The sequence below is a fragment of the Pseudomonas sp. SDO5591_S426 genome, assembly GCF_054070755.1.
Map to the genome: position 1 here is coordinate 1 of NZ_JBSVXD010000124.1, position 17,309 is coordinate 17,309.

Annotated in this window: 16 protein-coding genes; 6 read left to right on the top strand and 10 right to left on the bottom strand. The window is 57.7% G+C overall.

Annotation, left to right across the window (positions count from 1 at the left end; translation table 11 throughout):
• The 4 genes from ACW9JC_RS21080 to ACW9JC_RS21095 all read left to right on the top strand — a co-directional run.
• The coding region (locus tag ACW9JC_RS21080) for an RHS repeat domain-containing protein (protein WP_457457316.1) at nt 1–1,724 on the top strand (1,724 nt) is incomplete at its 5' end.
• Nucleotides 1,724–2,074, top strand: coding sequence for a hypothetical protein (locus ACW9JC_RS21085; RefSeq protein WP_457457318.1), 351 nt, complete (start codon nt 1,724–1,726; stop codon nt 2,072–2,074). The genes ACW9JC_RS21080 and ACW9JC_RS21085, both read left to right, overlap by 1 nt.
• 325 nt (nt 2,075–2,399) lie before the next feature.
• Nucleotides 2,400–2,597 (top strand): hypothetical protein, encoded by a 198-nt coding sequence (locus ACW9JC_RS21090; RefSeq protein WP_128608085.1) that lies wholly within the window; start codon nt 2,400–2,402, stop codon nt 2,595–2,597.
• Nucleotides 2,597–3,013: a hypothetical protein gene (locus ACW9JC_RS21095; protein WP_457457320.1), complete on the top strand. Its 417-nt coding sequence runs from the start codon at nt 2,597–2,599 to the stop codon at nt 3,011–3,013. Before ACW9JC_RS21090 ends, ACW9JC_RS21095 begins: the two co-directional genes overlap by 1 nt.
• Nucleotides 3,014–3,132: 119 nt before the next feature.
• On the opposite strand, the gene ACW9JC_RS21100 is transcribed toward ACW9JC_RS21095, so the two are convergent.
• Nucleotides 3,133–4,923, bottom strand: coding sequence for a bifunctional diguanylate cyclase/phosphodiesterase (locus ACW9JC_RS21100; RefSeq protein ID WP_457457322.1), 1,791 nt, complete (start codon nt 4,921–4,923; stop codon nt 3,133–3,135).
• Nucleotides 4,924–5,042: 119 nt separating this feature from the next.
• Entirely contained in the window at nt 5,043–7,124 is a 2,082-nt protein-coding gene (locus ACW9JC_RS21105) for a carboxy terminal-processing peptidase (protein ID WP_448106856.1), read from the bottom strand.
• Between the two features lie 138 nt (nt 7,125–7,262).
• Between ACW9JC_RS21105 and ACW9JC_RS21110 the strand changes: the two genes are divergently transcribed.
• Entirely contained in the window at nt 7,263–8,225 is a 963-nt protein-coding gene (locus ACW9JC_RS21110; protein ID WP_457457325.1) for an NAD(P)H-quinone oxidoreductase, read from the top strand.
• Nucleotides 8,226–8,318: 93 nt separating this feature from the next.
• Here ACW9JC_RS21110 and ACW9JC_RS21115 read toward each other — a convergent pair whose 3' ends face one another.
• The 6 genes from ACW9JC_RS21115 to ACW9JC_RS21140 all read right to left on the bottom strand — a co-directional run bounded on the left by ACW9JC_RS21115 (nt 8,319) and on the right by ACW9JC_RS21140 (nt 13,631).
• The gene (locus ACW9JC_RS21115) at nt 8,319–8,972 is read right to left on the bottom strand and encodes an HAD family hydrolase (RefSeq protein ID WP_457457326.1); all 654 of its coding nucleotides are present in this window, start codon (nt 8,970–8,972) and stop codon (nt 8,319–8,321) included.
• Between the two features lie 34 nt (nt 8,973–9,006).
• Entirely contained in the window at nt 9,007–9,996 is a 990-nt protein-coding gene (locus ACW9JC_RS21120) for an ABC transporter ATP-binding protein (protein ID WP_457457328.1), read from the bottom strand.
• Nucleotides 9,993–10,793: an ABC transporter permease gene (locus ACW9JC_RS21125; protein ID WP_457457330.1), complete on the bottom strand. Its 801-nt coding sequence runs from the start codon at nt 10,791–10,793 to the stop codon at nt 9,993–9,995. Before ACW9JC_RS21125 ends, ACW9JC_RS21120 begins: the two co-directional genes overlap by 4 nt.
• A complete protein-coding gene (locus ACW9JC_RS21130) occupies nt 10,780–11,625 on the bottom strand; it encodes an ABC transporter permease (RefSeq protein ID WP_338585451.1) in 846 nt (281 codons plus the stop codon). The genes ACW9JC_RS21125 and ACW9JC_RS21130 overlap by 14 nt, the downstream gene beginning before the upstream one ends.
• Entirely contained in the window at nt 11,622–12,428 is an 807-nt protein-coding gene (locus tag ACW9JC_RS21135) for an alkaline phosphatase family protein (RefSeq protein ID WP_457457333.1), read from the bottom strand. The genes ACW9JC_RS21130 and ACW9JC_RS21135 overlap by 4 nt, the downstream gene beginning before the upstream one ends.
• Nucleotides 12,429–12,566: 138 nt before the next feature.
• The gene (locus ACW9JC_RS21140; RefSeq protein WP_338585453.1) at nt 12,567–13,631 is read right to left on the bottom strand and encodes an ABC transporter substrate-binding protein; all 1,065 of its coding nucleotides are present in this window, start codon (nt 13,629–13,631) and stop codon (nt 12,567–12,569) included.
• Nucleotides 13,632–13,993: 362 nt separating this feature from the next.
• Between ACW9JC_RS21140 and ACW9JC_RS21145 the strand changes: the two genes are divergently transcribed.
• On the top strand, nt 13,994–14,707 hold the full coding sequence (locus ACW9JC_RS21145; protein ID WP_416130177.1) for a UTRA domain-containing protein: 714 nt from the start codon (nt 13,994–13,996) through the stop codon (nt 14,705–14,707).
• A gap of 72 nt (nt 14,708–14,779) precedes the next feature.
• On the opposite strand, the gene ACW9JC_RS21150 is transcribed toward ACW9JC_RS21145, so the two are convergent.
• Entirely contained in the window at nt 14,780–16,945 is a 2,166-nt protein-coding gene (locus tag ACW9JC_RS21150; protein ID WP_457457335.1) for a mechanosensitive ion channel family protein, read from the bottom strand.
• Nucleotides 16,946–17,022: 77 nt separating this feature from the next.
• A complete protein-coding gene (locus ACW9JC_RS21155) occupies nt 17,023–17,199 on the bottom strand; it encodes a hypothetical protein (protein ID WP_338585456.1) in 177 nt (58 codons plus the stop codon).
• Nucleotides 17,200–17,309: the final 110 nt, after the last annotated feature.

Here is a 17,309-nt window from a genome sequence, read left to right on the forward strand (position 1 = left end):
ACGACGTCCACGACCGGCTGATCACCGAACATCAGGGTTGGGGCACCTTGCGTTACGGCTACGACGTCAGCGGCCAGCTCAAGCATTTGCGTCTGCCGGACAACAGTCGTCTTGAGTATCACCGCGCCGAGGGCGGAGCGCTGACGGCCATCGACCTCAACGGCACGCGACTCACCGGCCATCATTTCGAGTTCGGTCGTGAAAAAAGCCGTCAACAGGGTCTGTTGCATAGCGACTATGCCTACGACGAGCAGGGCCGTTTGCAGGCCCATGCCGTCCGGCAAAAGCAACGTCCGCTGTACCGCCGCGATTATGCCTACAGCGCCAACGGCAACCTCGCACAGATCAGCGACACGCGCCACGGCCCACGGCGCTACCAGTACGACCCGCTCGACCGCCTGACCGGCGTGCGCCACGCCCGTGAGCAGGCCCCGGAAAATTTCACTCACGACCCGGCCGGCAACCTGCTGATCCACGACCGCCCAGGTCCCTGGCAACTCAAGGGCAACCGCCTGCGCCGTCACGCCGACCGGCATTACGACTACGACGCCTACGGCAACCTGATCCGCGAACGGCGTGGCGAAAACATCACCGCCTACCGCTACGACAGCCAGCACCGCCTGACCGGCCTCACCTTGCCCGACGGCCGCACAGCGTCCTACCGCTACGACGCCTTCGGTCGCCGCATCAACAAAACCGTCGACGGTCAGACCACGCAGTTTTTCTGGCAGGGCGACCAACTCGTCGCCGAAAGCAGTCCCAGCCACTACCGCAGCTACCTCTACGAACCGGGCAGCTTCCGCCCGCTGGCCATGCTCGACGGCAAAGGCCCGAAAAAAGCCTGTCCGTTTTATTACCAACTGGATCACCTCGGCACGCCGCAGGAACTCACCGACTACGGCGGCGAGATCGTCTGGTCGGCGAAATACACCGCCTACGGCAAAGTCAGCCAAATCACCCACGGCGGCGGCGAACAGCTTGAACAGCCATTGCGCTTCCAGGGTCAGTACTTCGACGCCGAAAGCGGCTTGCACTACAACCGCCACCGCTATTACCACCCGGATACCGGACGTTATCTGACGCCTGATCCGGTGAAGCTGGCCGGAGGACTCAACCAGTATCAGTACACGCACAATCCGACGGGGTGGGTGGATCCGTTGGGGTTGAGCGGGAATTGTCCGGGGGCGAATAAGCCAGGTTGCTCGGCGCCGGATGGTGTTTCTGGCGCTAAGGTTGATGAGGGAGAGCCTGCACTGCCGAAAATGTCGGCAGAGCAACGACGGGCGAGGATTGATGAGCTAGCGGAGGAGAATGCTTATCGGCGTTTAGACGAGATTGAGCGCGCTACTCCGGGAGGGCATTTCTTGGAAAAACATGGAGCACAGACTACTTTGCAATCCCAACTTGAGCGGGTGACATCAGCAAAAAATCCAACTACGGGAGTAGTTGAGACGTATGGCAATGGAAGGAGGAGAGGCGAGCCCAAGATACCCACGGCAGCGACTCATTTTTTAAGTCATAGGGATCAGCTTAATGCAATATATAGATCGCAATTGATCTTGCGACATACCGATTTGGAGACGTCGCGCCTAGCTTTCGATATGGGGAAGAAAATTGGTGAGGGGTATAAGCGAGGAAGCTTGGAGTATGGTCAGCAAACCAAGGCTATAGTTATATTGGATAACTCCGGTCGACCTAAAACTGCATATGCGGACTTTGATTGATGAAAGATTTATACAATATTGCAAGTATACGCGGACTGCTATTTGTGTTTGATATCGAAAATGCAGACGATGAAGAGAGAGAAGCGCTAATTGCTTCTAAGAATGTGAACGATGAGAAAGAACTCGCCGATTTGTTCGATCTCGTACTGAGGCCAGAGTTTTTTGCCTATGAGCAGAAGGGTAGAGAAACGTTAATTAATACCGTTGCGTACTTTTTGAATAAGAATGACAATTTTGATCGGGTGTTTGAGCGAATGACTACTTACTTTGATGATGAGGTTGTGGAGCGGGCGGAATTTATGAAAATATTGCTGATGTGTTTACAGCGTTATCAAAAAGAAAGCGAGTAATTCTTTTTAGTGGGAGACTTTTTGTTTAGCGTCGTAGCGGTTTTTTGTGAGTGGGGAGACAAACCGGGTCATGCAGATGAAATACTTAAAAAGTGTAGTGTTTACATTGAATGTCGTTCTTGGTAATTGAAAAAGGAAGATTGTGGTGCGATCTACGGATAAACATGGGGCGGAAAGTTCGGAGTCTACTGTTCAGCAGCAAACCACTAATCGTGAATTTCATTGTGAAAGTAAGAAGTGGAGAGCCGTTATAAGCTCTCAGTTTTTAAGCTATAGAGCACAGTTGAACGCACATAACGAAGCGTTGACGAGGGAAGTCAGAAATATGTCGCGTTTTACCGGAGAAGATAGCAAAGGAAATTTGGTCGTACGAATGGAGGCTGAAAATGTGGGTCGGGGGTATGAACCTAATCCTTTAGATCCTGCGAACCCGCGTTACATTCCTAATATGAATGCCTTTGAGATGAAATTCGATTTTGAGACTTTACAGCCTATAGCGCTTTATCCTATAGAGAAAATTTAATGCTGATGCATCCTTATCTTGATGTCCCATATAACCCAAGTTTAGAGCATTTTCTCGGTGGGTTCGATATATATGATCGCGAGGAGAGTCTAGGTGTTCAATTGTCGGCGTACGATCCTGGATGTCCTTCAGATAGAGAATTTTTAATATCTCAATTTGTTGTCAAGCGCTTCGCAAGGTTGAGCTATAGGCACAAGTTTGTTTTGTTTTTTGTGTTGGGGGAGGCTCTTGATTGTGAGTCGAGTGTTTTTTCTGAGGTTTTGGAACATGATCCGATTTCTCATTCTTTGCTTCCTCTTGGGTGGAATGAAATGAAAGACCCAAGGGCGTTTTTTGAAGATATGTACGCTAAGTTATCCGAGGCGTGGGTTGATGACCTATATAAAGCGAGTCAGGAAGACTTTTTAACTTGGTAGGGAACTCATGCTTCAGTGAGAGGTAAGCTTAACACGTGGCAATGGTCGACTTACTTGAATGGGCTAGGTGAGAATCAATTCGAGATTTGGATTGTTTGGTCCGCCATCATCGCGAGCACTCACCGCTGCCCCATCAACCAAGCCCCTTCAGGCTCCGGCACCGCCAAACTATCAATCACATGCACGCTATACCCCGGTACATTCTTCGCGTGGTGTTTAGCCTGTGAGGCCATCTCCGCTAACTGGCTGGCATCAATTTCCTCGCAGGCTTCCGGGTGCAGGTGCACCACGCCGATGGACAGCGACAGCAGCGGGAATTCCTGGCGCACGCCTTGGCGGTTGGGGGCGATGAAGCAGCCGGCTTCCAGGTGTTCGGCGCGGTAGAAGCGGCGGCACTGGCTCTGGAAGTCGTCCAGTAACTGGTTCAAACGTTTGCCCCAGTCTTCCGGGCCGAGCACCAGCAGGAAGTCGTCGCCGCCGATGTGGCCGACGAAGTCGCGGGACGGGTCGACGCGGTCGTTCAGGCATTGCGCCAGGCACAGCAGGACTTCGTCGCCACGGCCGTAGCCGTAGATGTCGTTGAAGGGTTTGAAGCTGTCGATGTCGACGTAACAGATCACCGATTCGCGTTTCTGTTGCAGCAGTCGCGTGAGGCATTGCTGGATCGGCACGTTGCCCGGCAGCAGAGTCAGCGGGTTGGCGTAGCGGGCCTGCTGGATCTTTAGTTCGGTAATCAGCTTGAGTACGTCGATTACCCGGCCCAGGCCCAGGTAGCTGCCGTTGAGGGTGATGATGAAGTCTTCTTCGATGCGTTGCCGGGCGCGGCTGGTGATCAGGCGGCTGACCTGTTGCAGCGACTGGCTCATTTCGACGGCTAGGAAGTCATCGCTCATCAAGCGGCTGATGGGTTTACGGGCGAACAGGTCAGTAGCAAACGGCTTGAGCAAGGCATCCGAGAGCGAATGGCGGTGGACGATACCGCAAGGCTGGTCTTGTTCATCCAGCACTGCCAGCGAGTTCAGGTTGGCCTGGCGGCGGAAGGCCTCCAGAACGGTGGCGGTCGGCGTGTTGCGACCCACCGCAGGCTGGTCGTTGAGCAGGGCGCTGAGGTCGCTGCCTTCATCGTTCAGCGCCACGGCAGTGTTGTCCTGTCGCGGCATCAGGGTCCGGGCATCCCGTGGCGGATGTTCCTGCGGACGGCAGAGCAGATAGCCCTGAACCAGATCGATACCCATCTCGGTCAACACCGCCAGTTCTTCCGGCAACTCGATGCCCTCGGCGATTACCTGCGCCCGCGAAGCCTTGGCAATTTGCAGGATCGAGCCGACGAATTCGCGCTTGAGGGCATCCTGATGGATGCCGTCGATGAAATGGCGGTCGATCTTCACGTAGTCGGGACGTAACTCGGACCACAAGCGCAGGCTCGAATAGCCCGCACCCAGGTCATCCAGGGCGATGGAAAAGCCCATCGCCCGATAGTGATGCAGTGCGGTTTGCAGCAACTGGAAGTCGTCGATCGGCGTCTGTTCGGTGAGTTCGATCACCACCTGGCTCGGCGGGATGCCGAAATCCTGCAGCAGTTGCAGGGTACGACCCGGTTGGTGGGCGGCTTCGAGCAGGGATTCCGGAGAAACGTTGAGGAACAGCTTGCCGGGCAACTGCTGTTCGTTGAAACGCCGGCAAGCGCTCTGCCGACAGGCGATCTCCAGCTCGCTCAAACGACCGGCCTGGCGGGCGACTGCGAACAATGCGATGGGCGAGTGCAAAGGGCTGTTGGAGGGGCCGCGGCTGAGGGCTTCGTAGCCGAGAATTCTTCGCTCAGAGAGGCTGATGATCGGCTGGAACAGACTGTGCAAACCGCCTTGAGTCAGAATCGAGCTCAACGCACTCAGCTGTTCGGTTGTGGTCATGGCATTCTCTGGCGATAAAAAAAGGACTGGGAGCCTTGGCTCCCAGTCCTCTATTGCACGACAGAATGATGACTGTTTGATGACGCCCAGCTGGGCGTCAGCATTAAATTGCCATCATTTTAGTGCTTGGCCACTGCGGTATTGAGTTTGAGGTAGTCCAGCAGAATGCGCCCGGTTTCGCTCAGGTAGGCATCGTCTTCCGGCTTGGTCTTGTCTTGCTCAGCCGCGATAGCGTCTTCGTCTTCTTTCTTCAGTTCTTTGAGCGGTTCTTCGCCCTTGGCCTTGCGACGGATGTTCTCCATGGCCAGTTGCTTGGCTTCGATATCGGTGTGTTGCGCGCGACGCTCGGCTTCGTTGAGGCTGACGGTTTTCTCGTTCATCAACTTCTGCGCCAGGGCCAGTTTGTCGCGAATGAACACGAACTCCGCATCTTTGGCTGTACGCACGTCATGCTCGGACTTGAGCTGGGTGATGTACGGCTTGAACGGGTCGACCGCAGGCTTGATCGCCGCGCGGATGGTGTCCCACGGCATGGCTTCCGGCAGGGCGCTTTCACCGATTTCCTTGGTGTCGATGATCGACGGGTAATCGATGTCCGGCAGCACGCCCTGATGCTGGGTGCTCTGACCGGAAACCCGGTAGAACTTGGCCAGGGTCAGTTTCAGTTCGCCATGGTTCAGCGGCTGAATGGTCTGCACGGTGCCTTTACCGAAGGTCTGGCCACCGATGATCAGCGCGCGGTGGTAGTCCTGCATGGCGCCGGCAAAAATCTCCGAAGCCGAGGCGGACAAGCGGTTGACCAGCAACGCCATCGGACCTTTGTAGAAGGCGCCCGGGTTTTCGTCTTCGAGAACATCGACGCGGCCATCGGCGTTACGCACGAGTACGGTCGGGCCTTTGTCTATGAACAGGCTGGTCAGCTCGGTGGCTTCCTGCAAGGAGCCGCCGCCATTGTTGCGCAGGTCAATGACCACGCCGTCGACTTTTTCTTTCTGCAACTCGGTCAGCAGCTTCTTGACGTCGCGAGTGGTGCTCTTATAGTCCGGATCACCGGCACGGAATGCCTTGAAGTCCAGATAGAACGCCGGGATCTCGATGACGCCGAGCTTGTAGTCCTTGCCGTCCTGTTTCAGGTTCAGCACCGACTTCTTCACTGCCTGATCTTCAAGCTTCACCGCTTCGCGGGTGATCGGCACGATCTTGGTGGTCTGGTCGTTCGGCGCGTTGCTGGCCGGAATCACTTCCAGGCGCACCACGGTGCCTTTCGGGCCGCGGATCAGCTTGACGACTTCGTCCAGGCGCCAGCCCACAACGTCGACCATCTCTTTGTTGCCTTGGGCAACGCCGATGATCTTGTCGGCCGGAGCAACTTGTTTGGTCTTGTCCGCTGGACCTGCCGGTACCAGGCGCACGACTTTCACTTGATCGTTATCGCTCTGCAACACGGCGCCGATGCCCTCAAGGGACAGGCTCATGTTGATGTCGAAGTTTTCCGCGTTATCCGGCGACAGATAGTTGGTGTGCGGGTCGTAGGACATGGCGAAGGTATTGATGTACGCCTGGAAGATGTCTTCCGCGCGGGTCTGGTCCAGACGCGCCAACTGGTTCTTGTAGCGCTTGGTCAGGGTTTCCTGGATTTGCTTGGAATCCTTGCCGGCGATCTTCTGACGCAAAACCTCATCCTTGACGCGTTTGCGCCACAGGTCGTCGAGTTCTGCGGTGGACTTGAGCCAAGGGGCGTCCTTGCGATCGATCAGCAAGGTTTCCTTGGTGGTGAAGTCCATTTTGTCGACACCCTTGTTCAGTTCGGCAAGGGCGAAGTCCAGACGCGCTTTGACGCGGTCCAGGTAGCGCTTGTAGATGGTGAACCCGGCGTTGAGGTCGCCGCTCTTGAGGAAGTCGTCGAACTGGGTCTTCCACTTGTCGAATTCGGCAATGTCGCTGGCCATGAAATAGCTGCGCGACGGGTCGAGCAATTTCAGGTAGCTGTCGTAGATGATCACCGAGCGCGCGTCATCGAGCGGCGGTTTGCTGTAGTGGTGGCGCTTGAGCAGTTCCACGACGTTCAGACTGGCAATGACTTCGTCACGATCAGGTTGAAGCTTGTCCCAGCTATTGGCTGCGAAAGTATTGCCGGACATCGGCAACAGGCCGATGCCGATGAAAAGAGCGAGGGCGGTGCTGGGGAACAAACGCTTCATGTTGATTCGACGCGGGGACAATTGATAACGCATATTAGGCCGTCTTTGAAGTCGCCGGTTCCACATGGGCCGGTCGCATAATGCAAAAAGCCCGGCGCTACAGCTTCGGGCTCAGTCCAGACTCACTATGGAGGCACTGTGAAAGCATTGCAAGGCGTTGACGGTCAAGTGGAGTGGGTTGAAGCGCCGAGTCCTACGTGTGATGTAGGACAAGTTCGCATTCGTGTGGCGGCAGCGGGTCTCAATCGCGCCGATTTGTTGCAGAAGGCTGGCCTGTATCCGCCACCGCCGGGGGCCAGTCAGGTGCTCGGTCTAGAGTGTTCGGGAGTGATCAGCGAGGTCGGTCCGGGCTCGTCGTGGAAGGTCGGTGATCGCGTCTGCGCCTTGCTGGCCGGGGGCGGCATGGCTGAAGAGGTGGTTGTCGACGGACGGCACGTGCTACCGGTTCCCGACGAAATGTCGCTGGCCGAAGCAGCCGCGTTGCCGGAAGTCTATGCAACGGTCTGGTTGAATTTGTTTCAACTCGCTGCGCTCAAACCGGGTCAGAAAGTTCTTCTGCACGCCGGAGCAAGTGGAATCGGTTCAGCCGCCATTCAGCTGTGCAAGGCGTTCGGCAATCCGTGCTGGGTCAGCGTCGGCTCGGCCGAACGGCTGGCGTACTGCGAAGCGCTCGGTGCCCAGGGTGGCGTGGTGCGCACCGGTGATCTGGAGAGCCTGAACGACCTGGGGCCGTTCGATGTCATTCTCGACCCGGTGGGCGGCAATTACGCGGCGCTGAACCTCAAGCTTATGGCGCTGGACGGTCGTTGGGTGCTGATCGGATTGATGGGCGGCCGCGAGGCCAAGCTGGATCTGGCGCAGGTGTTGGCCAAGCGAGTGCAGCTTTTGGGGTCGACGTTGCGTAGCCGCGATGATCAGTTCAAGGCGGATCTGTTCAGTGATTTGAGCCAGCACGTTTGGCCGTTGTTTACTGAAGGGCGATTGAGCCCGCAGTTGGCCAAGGCCTTCCCGATCAAGGACGCCGAAGCGGCGTTTGCGGAATTGGCGAGTAATACGGTGGCGGGGAAATTGGTGTTGGTGATTGACGCCAGCCTGACCTGATATCGGGTTGGCTTTGAAAAGATCGCAGCCTTCGGCAGCTCCTACATGGAACGCGATCCCCTGTAGGAGCTGCCGCAGGCTGCGATCTTTTTTTTATTTCCAGAGATGGATCGGCCAACCAGCCTTCTCGGCCTGCTCACGCAACACCGGGTCCGGGTTGACCACATGCGGGAAATCCACCTTCAGCAACAAAGGCAGGTCATTGCGTGAGTCGGAGTAAAAACTCGCGCCTTCCAGGTTTTCCTCTTCCGCATCCAGCCACTCCAGCAACCGGGTGATCTTGCCTTCGCGGTAGGTCAGGGTGCCGACAGTCTTGCCGCTATAAGTACCGTGGGCCACTTCCAGTTCAATGCCGAGAATCTCGTCTATGCCCAGGCGATCTGCAATCGGCGCTACCAGGTGTGTGCCTGAAGCGGAGATCACCAGAATACGGTCACCGGCCTTGCGATGGGCGGCGATGGTTTTGGTGGCATCGCTGAAGATGATCGGTTCGATGAAGTCTTCTACCCACGGGCCGACCAAATGGTCGACTTCTTCGGGTGTACGCCCGATCAACGGCTCCAGGCTGAAGGCCATGTAGTCTTCCATCGCCAGATGGCCTCGGCCATAGGCGTCCATCAGTTCCTTGTCGCGACGCAGGAAAGATTCGCCGTCGACCCAGCCGAGGCGGACCATTTGTTCGCTCCACAGCGAGGCGCAGTCGCCGTGGATCAGGGTTTCGTCCAGATCAAAAATTGCCAGGGCCATCAGTGCAGTTCTCTCTTCAACGTCAGCAAGGTCATCAGGCTACCTCACACAGGGCCGTTGGATCGATGGAAAGTGCGAGGCGCTGACCATCGGGATGCAGGTCGGAAGCCGAACGGTTGAGCACATCAACCACCAGTTCCACGCCACGAGCTTCGATGCGGTAGCGAATCACGTTGCCCAGCAGGCTATGGCTGCGCACCTGTGCGTCGAGTTCGCCGTTCAGGCTCAGTTCGATGGCTTCCGGGCGAATGGCGATGCGGTGGTTGATCGGCCGCTGCAGCAGCTTCGTCGCGCTGTCGGCGTCCAGCAGGTTGTAGTTGCCGATGAAGCCTGCGGCGAATGCGTCCACGGGCGCGGTGTAGAGGGTTTCGGCGTCGCCGCTCTGCACGATTTTTCCCTGATTCATCAGGAAAATGCGGTCAGACATGGTCAGGGCTTCTTCCTGATCGTGTGTGACGAAAATCGTGGTCAGGCCCAGCTCGCGCTGGATCTGACGGATCTGTTCACGCAGGTGCTTGCGGATCCGCGCATCGAGAGCCGACAGCGGTTCATCCAGCAGCAACAGGCGAGGTCGGGTCACCAACGAGCGGGCGAGGGCGACGCGCTGGCATTGACCACCGGACAGCTGATGCGGATAGCGCGCAGCGAAATCGTGGAGTTCCACCAGTCTCAGGACTTCGGCGACGCGCTTCTGGCTGTCATCCGCGTTGACCTTTTGCATGCGCAAACCGAAAGCGACGTTCTGTTCCACGGTCATGTTGGGGAACAGCGCATAGCTCTGGAACACCATGCCGATCCCGCGCTTTTGCGGGCTCAACGGCACGATGTCGACACCATCAAGCAGGATCTTGCCGCCGTCCACCGAGGTCAGCCCGGCGATGCAACGCAATAGCGTGGATTTGCCGCAGCCGGACGGGCCGAGCAGGGTGACGAACTCGCCTTTCTGGATTTCGCAATTGATGTCGCTGAACACCGTGGTGCCCGCGTAGTTTTTCTGAAGGTGTTGGACGCTGACATAGCTCATTCGCTTTTGTCCCTGTTCAAGATGTTGGCAATCCAGGTCAGAACCAGCACAAAGAAGAAGTAGGAAATCACCAGCGCGCTGGTGAAATGGCCACTGCTGTTGCGCATGTTGTTGAGGTAGACCTGCAGGGTTTCGTAACGGGTGCCGACCAGGATGTTGGCGAAGACGAACTCACCGAACAGGAACGAGAACGACAGCAGCAACGCCACCATCAAGCCCTTGCGCAGGTTTGGCAGCACCACCAGGAACGCAGCCTGAAAGGTGCTGGCGCCGAGCAGTTGCGCGGCGTCCATCAGGTCACGCAGATTGATCGCTTGCAGGTTGTTGGTGATCGCCCGGTACATGAACGGCAGCGCCACGGTGAAGTAGCAGCCGATCAGGATCCACGGCGTACCGACCATCGCGAATGGCCCGGAACCGTAGAGCTGCAACAGCCCCACAGACGACACCACCGGCGGCACGGCGAAGGGCAACAGGATCAGGATGTTCATCAACGCATCGAGTTTCGGGAAGTGGTAATGCACTACGAACAGCAGCGGCAGAATCAGTACCACTGACAAAATCAATGCACCGACACACACCAACAGCGATTGGCCAAAAGCGTTCAGGAAGCGCGGATCACTCCACAGCTGTGCATACCATTTGATACTGAAACCGCTGGGCAGAATGGTGGCCGACCAACTGCTGGAAATCGAGTAGATAAAGGTGCCGAGCAGCGGCAGCAACATAATCGCAAACAGCAGGTAAACCACCACGCGATGGTAGATGCCGGCGCGCCCCAATTCAGCGCGAGACATGGTAGCTCCTCTTCAGCAGCAGTTGATGGACGATGGTCACCAGAGTCATCAACGCGACCAGTACCACGGCCAGGGCGCTGGCCAGGTTCGGGTCAAGGGATATGTCGCCCGAGACCATCGCTGCGATCCGGATCGTCAGCACGTTGAAGTTGCCGGTGGTCAGGGCGTACACCGTGGCGTAGGCGCCGAGGGCGTTGGCCAGCAGGATCACGAAGGTGCCGAGCAGCGCCGGAGTCAGCACCGGCAGACCGATGTGCCGCCAGTACTGCCAGCCGTTGGCGCCAAGCAATGCGGCGGACTCACGCCAGTCTTCGCGCAGCGCGTCGAAGGCTGGGTAAAGCAACAGCACACCGAGGGGAATCTGGAAGTAGGTGTAGAGAATGATCAACCCGGTTTTCGAGTACAGGTTGAAGTCCTGAATGATCCCGGCCTGCTTGAGCATGATGGTGAAGCTGCCGTTGAAGCCCAGCAAAATGATGAAGGCAAAGGCCAAAGGCACGCCGGAGAAGTTGCTGGTCATGTTGGCGAAAGCGTTGACGAAGTTGCGCAGTTTCGAGTCGACCCGGCGCAGGGAATAGGCGCCGAGCACCGCGATGACGATGCCGAACACGCTGGACCAGAAACTGATCTCGAGGCTGTACTGGATCGCCTGGAGGTAGAACTTCGAGCTGAAGATTTTGGTGAAGTTGGCAATGCCCCAGCCGAACTCTTCTGATTCGAGGCTGTTGATCATCACCCACACCAAAGGGGCGATTTCGAACACGATGAAGAACAGAGCGAAGGGCACCAGACATAACGCTGCCAGCCATTTGCCGCGAGTGTTGGAATTCACTTGAGCAGCTCCCGACACACAGGTTTGTCATGAGGTACGCCCAGCAGTTCGCAGACGGTGCCGCAAATTTCGATCTGCTTTGGCGTGGCGTCGGCGCTGAAGTTGAATGCATCGCCGAGCACGAACAGCGGGACTTCGCGTTCTTCCGGCAGCAATCCGTTGTGGGAGCGGTCGTTGTTCATGCCGTGGTCGGCGGTCACCAGCACCTGATAGCCGGCGTCGAGCCAGCCTTGCAGGTAGTCGGCGAGGTAGATGTCGGCGAAGCGTGCGCTGTTGCGGTATTGCGGGGTGTCGAGGCCGTGCTTGTGCCCGGCGTCGTCGATGTTCATCGGGTGGATCAACAGGAAATTCGGCGCATGGCGCAGGCGCAGGTTTTCGGCGTCGGCGAACAGGTGCGAGTCCGGGTAGTGATCGCTCCAGTAGAAATGCCCGTACTGGATCGGTAGATCGGGGTTGTCTGTATGACGATCCCGGGATGCCACGAACGGCGAGCGGTTATACAGCTCACTGACCCAGTGGTAAGCCGCCGCCGCGGTTTTAAGACCGGCGTCGGTGGCGTAGTGATAAATGCTGCGCTGGTTGGACAGGCGCGAGACGTTGTTGTGGACAATGCCGCTGTCGATCGGCGTGACGCCGGTGAGGATGCATTCGTAAAGCGGCCGGGACAGCGCCGGCAATTCGCACTCCAGTTTGTAGAGCGCTGCGCGTCCTGCGCTGACATATGCCTGCAGGTGTCCCATGGCGTGGCGGGCGACTTCGAAGTTGAGGCCGTCGAGCACGACAAGGATGACGTTGTGCTTCATGGGGATGGGACTCCGCAAATATTGAATATCGTCAAAGCCTGTAGGAGCAAGGCTTGCCCGCGATGGCATCACCCACGATCTACCGGATAGACCGAGTTGACTGCATCGCGAGCAAGCTTTGCTCCTACAGATGAAGCATCACTTCATTTCGACGATGACTTCTTCGTTCCACTTCTGCGGCAGGGCCTTGGAAGTCTTCTCCCATGCATCCGCGTCCTTGATCGGCGTAACCTTTTTGTACTGCTCGTTCGGCAGCAGCTTGGCTTTCACGTCGTCTGGCAGCGTGATGTGCTCGGCGCGGATCGGACGGGCGTTGCCTTTGGCCAGGTTGATCTGGCCGGCGTCGCTGAAGATGTACTCGCGGGTCAGCTTGGCGGCGTTCGGGTTTTTCGCGTATTTGTTGATGATGGTGGTGTAACCGGAAATCACCGAGCCGTCGGACGGGATCAGCACCACGTAGTCATCCGGGTTGGCCATCTTGGCCTTGTAGCTCAGGCCGTTGAAGTCCCAGACCACACCGACTTCGATTTCGCCTTTTTCCATGGCACCGATGACCGGGTTGGACATCGACAGGCGACCCTGCTTGGCGATGTCGGCGAACAGCAGCAGCGCAGGTTTCAGGTTCTTCTCGTCGCCACCGTTGGCCAGTGCCGCGGCCAGAACGCCGTTCGCAGCCTGGGCAGCGGTGCTTACGTCACCGATGGAAACCTTGTATTTGCCAGTCTTGAGGTCAGACCACTTGGTCGGCACTTCGGAGCCGTGCAGCAGCTTTTTATTGACGATGAAGGCGATGGTGCCGGTGTAGGCCAGTGCCCAGTTGCCGTCCTTGTCCTTGGCCCAATCAGGAATCTGATCCCAGGTCGAAGGCTTGTACGGTTGCACCACGCCTTGCTTGACTGCGATCGGGCCGAAGGCGGCACCGACGTCGCCGATGTCGGCGCTGGCGTTGTCTTTTTCAGCGGCGAACTTGGCGATTTCCTGCGCCGAGCTCATGTCGGTGTCGATGTGTTTCAGGCCGTATTTCTTGGCCAGGTCTTCCCAGGTGCCTTTCCAGTTGGCCCAGTCATCGGGCATGCCGACGCTGTTGACTGCGCCTTCCGCTTTCGCAGCGGCTTCCAGGGTTTTCAAATCATCAGCCGCCATGGCGGCGGTGCACATGGCAATGGTCGAGCCTAACAGTGATGCCAGGAAAAACTGTTTCATTCCGAAGCTCCTTGGGTCGTGTTCAACGCTGCGATTGCGGTTGGTGTTGGTCTAGGTCAGCAATACCTGAGCCAATCTAAGGGGGCTGGATGACACTTTGATGTCGTTCGTCGCCCGGCAAGACTTTTATTTGCTCGATATTGGCGGCTGCCAGCTAAGCGTAGACCATAGGCAAAGGCCCGCTACGCAAGGACTTGGCCGATGTATTGCACGGTTTTTAAATGACCGCCGGAATGGCCGTCTGGAGACTTGTCATCTCTCAGTCATCTGCACTGCCTACGCTTGCAGGACATTGATTGAATCGATTTTCAGCGCGGTTCTGCCCCGAAACAGTGCTGGTCTAGTCCAGATAGGTAACGTTGATGCGCGATGAGGCTACAAAAGCGGTGACAGCGATTGGCCAGGTGCTTCAGGAACAGCTCGACCACGGGCTGCTGGCGCCTGGCAGCAAATTGCCGGCCGAGCGCAAGCTCAGTGAGTTGTTTGGCACAACGCGGATCACTGTGCGTGAGGCGTTGTTGCAGCTGGAATCTCAGGGGCAGATTTATCGCGAGGAGCGCCGGGGCTGGTTCGTATCGCCGCCGCGCCTGGCTTACAACCTGATGCAGCGCAGTCACTTTCACGCGATGGTTGGCGCCCAGGGGCGGGTGCCATCCACTGAGGTGATTTCTGCGCGTTTGCAGCCGGCGTCGGCGGCGGTCTGTGCCTGGTTGCAGTTGCCGGCGCTGTCGAGCGTGATTCAGATCTGCCGTTCGCGGCGCATTGATGGGCGGCTGGTGTTGTATGTGGAGCATTACCTGAACCCGCAGTATTTTCCGGGGATTCTGGATTTTGATTTGAATCAGTCGATTACCGAGCTTTATGCACGGCACTACGATTTGCACTACGGGCGGGTGCGGTTCGAGATCGTGCCGACGGCGTTGTCGGTGGATGCGGCGGCGGCCCTGCGCGTGTCAGTGGGCAGCCCGGGCTTGCGCATTGCCCGGGTCAATTACGATCAGCATGAGCGCTTGATCGATTGTGATCTGGAGTTTTGGCGGCATGACGCGATTCATGTCGGCGTCGACGTTCTGTAGGAGCTCCCGCAGGCTGCGATCTTTTGATTCTGTTTTTTGAAAAGATCAAAAGATCGCAGCCTTCGGCAGCTCCTACAGAGGCTGTTCTTTTTCTGGGCCCCCACCAGCGGTGACGACTTGCACACTCAACCGCGGCGTCGCCAGTTCCATCCCCGCTTCATCCAGATGCCGTTTCAGTGACAGATTGAACGCCCGCGAAACTTCCCACTGTTTGATCGGCGCGGTCTTGAACCGGGCGCGGAGTATCGCGTTGCCGGACTCGAAGCTTTCAACGCCTTGAATCTCCAGTGGCGACCAGATGTTGCGTCGTTGCAGCGGATCGGTGCGCATTTTCTGGCCGACTTCGCGCATCAGTTTGATCGCGCTGTCGATGTCCATGCTGGCAGGCACTGCGACCCGGAAGATCGCGTAGCCGAATTCCCGGGAGTAGTTTTTGATGCTTTTGATTTCGCTGAACGGGATGGTGTGGACGATGCCGTCAATGTCCCGCAGGCGAACGGTACGGATGGTCAGGCCTTCGACGGTGCCAAGGTGGCCGCCGACGTCCACGTAGTCATCAATGGCCAGCGAGTCTTCGATGATGATGAACAACCCGGTGATCAGGTCGGCTACCAGCGATTGTGCGCCGAAACCGATGGCCAGGCCGATCACGCCGGCACCGGCCAGCAGTGGCGTGACGTTCATCCCCATGTTCGCCAGGGCGACGATCAGCGCAATGATGAAGATCGCCACGAACAGCACGTTGCGGATCAGCGGCATCATCGTTTGCGCCCGAGCGTTCGCCAGGCCTTTGCGTGAGCGGGTGAGGGCGTGATGCACGGCGGTGTCGCTGAGGATCCAGACCAGCCAGGCGAAGATCAGCGTGCCGATGAGGCTGAACAACTTGACGCTGACCTCATGGCCTTCTCCTTCGGTGAACGTGATCAGCGACATGCCCCAGACCCGCAGACCGAGTTCAATGAACGCCAGCCATACCAGCAGATGCGCGAGGGTGTAGAAGAAGCTTTTCAGGCGCTCGGAATACAGCGCATGGCGCTTCACACCGCGTTGCGGTTTGAGCGCGTGGCGGCGGACGAGGCCGTTGATGACCATGCACAACACCAGCAACACGGTGCAGATCAGCGACTGACGCAATGCAGTGCTGGTATCGCCGGCGGAAACGAACGTGGCGAACAGTGAAATGCCCACCAGGACCAGCGCCGGGACGTACCAGAAGGTGCCGAGGATTTCGATGGTGTCGCTGAGTGCGCGGCGGGTCAGGCGTCGGGACAGCGGCTGGTTGCGGATCAAGTGGGCGATCGGGCGGCGGAACCGCAGGATGAACAACCCGGTGGACAGCGCTGCCAACACATTGGCCACCGTCGCTGCGGTATGTGCCAGGTGCACGCCGAGGCTTTCGATCAGGCGTGGGTCGTTCAGGGCTTCACCGAACGCGGCGAAGCTGCCGATCAGCCACAACGGGCGAAAGGCCTGATGCCGCAAAATGTACAGGGCGCGGTGGCGGTGTGGGCCGTCGAGCAGGGAAAAAGCGATTACGCAGATCGCGGAGAAACAGGTGCCGACCACCAGCGCATAGGCCAGCACCATGGCCAGGCTTTTGCCCAGTGAAGAAGGCAGGGCGTAGCTCATGTAGACCGTGATCACCAAGGCAATCAGCCATGGCCCGAGCTTGCGCAAAGCGAAGCGCAGCATGTCCAGCGCCCTGGGGTGTTGCGGCAGTTCTTCAGTCAGGCCGAAACGCATGCGCACCCGGTGGCTGACCCAGATCAGCGCCGCTGCCAGCAGGCTCCAGACCATCAGAATCACGGCGAAGGCGAAGATGATCGGCAGCCACTCGTTGGCCGGCAGCACCAGCGCTGTCAGTTCGTCGCTGGCCAGGTCGAACTCGTTGGTCCAACGGGTGAGCGGACTGTCGGCACCGGAAAATTGTTTTTCGAAGCTGGCCAGTGTCCCGCCAATCAGGCCCAGCACGCCTTGTTCGGTGGCCGGTTGGGCCTTCTTGGTGGCGTCGCGCAGTTTCTTCAGATCGGCCAGCAGTTTGCTTCGCTGCTGATCGTTCTCCAGCGACTTGATCACTTCATCCAGGGATTGCCCCAGAGGTTCTTGTGCCTCGGGCTGGGTTTTCGCCGAACTGTTGAGCAGGCTCGGCAAGCCAACTGCCTGGGCGGGCGCCATCGGCAGCAGCGTCATCAGGCAGACAAGGAAAAAACACGGCAGGGCAAACAGACGAGCGAACACTAGGCGGTCAACCTCGGAGTGAGCGGGTCGACCGAGTGTACGAGCCCGTCAAAATCAATGCGAGTCAGGGTGCGGATTTATTCGTTGAGTTTGGCGAGGATCTTGATAACCACGGTGGCGAAGATCGTCAGCATGCCGATCCACATGGCGAACACGCCGAGGTTCTTGTCACGAAAGTTGAAGCCGATCGCCAACAGGAGCATTCCGGCAAGAATCGGGATGAGCATGGCGTGGAAGGTGGACATCGAGATCATGGCGACTGCCTTGTCGAAAGGAATGATTGAAGTCTAGGTGGGATTTGGAGGGCTGGTGGTGAGGTGTGTAGGAGCTGCCGCAGGCTGCGATCTTAAAACAAGATCAAAAG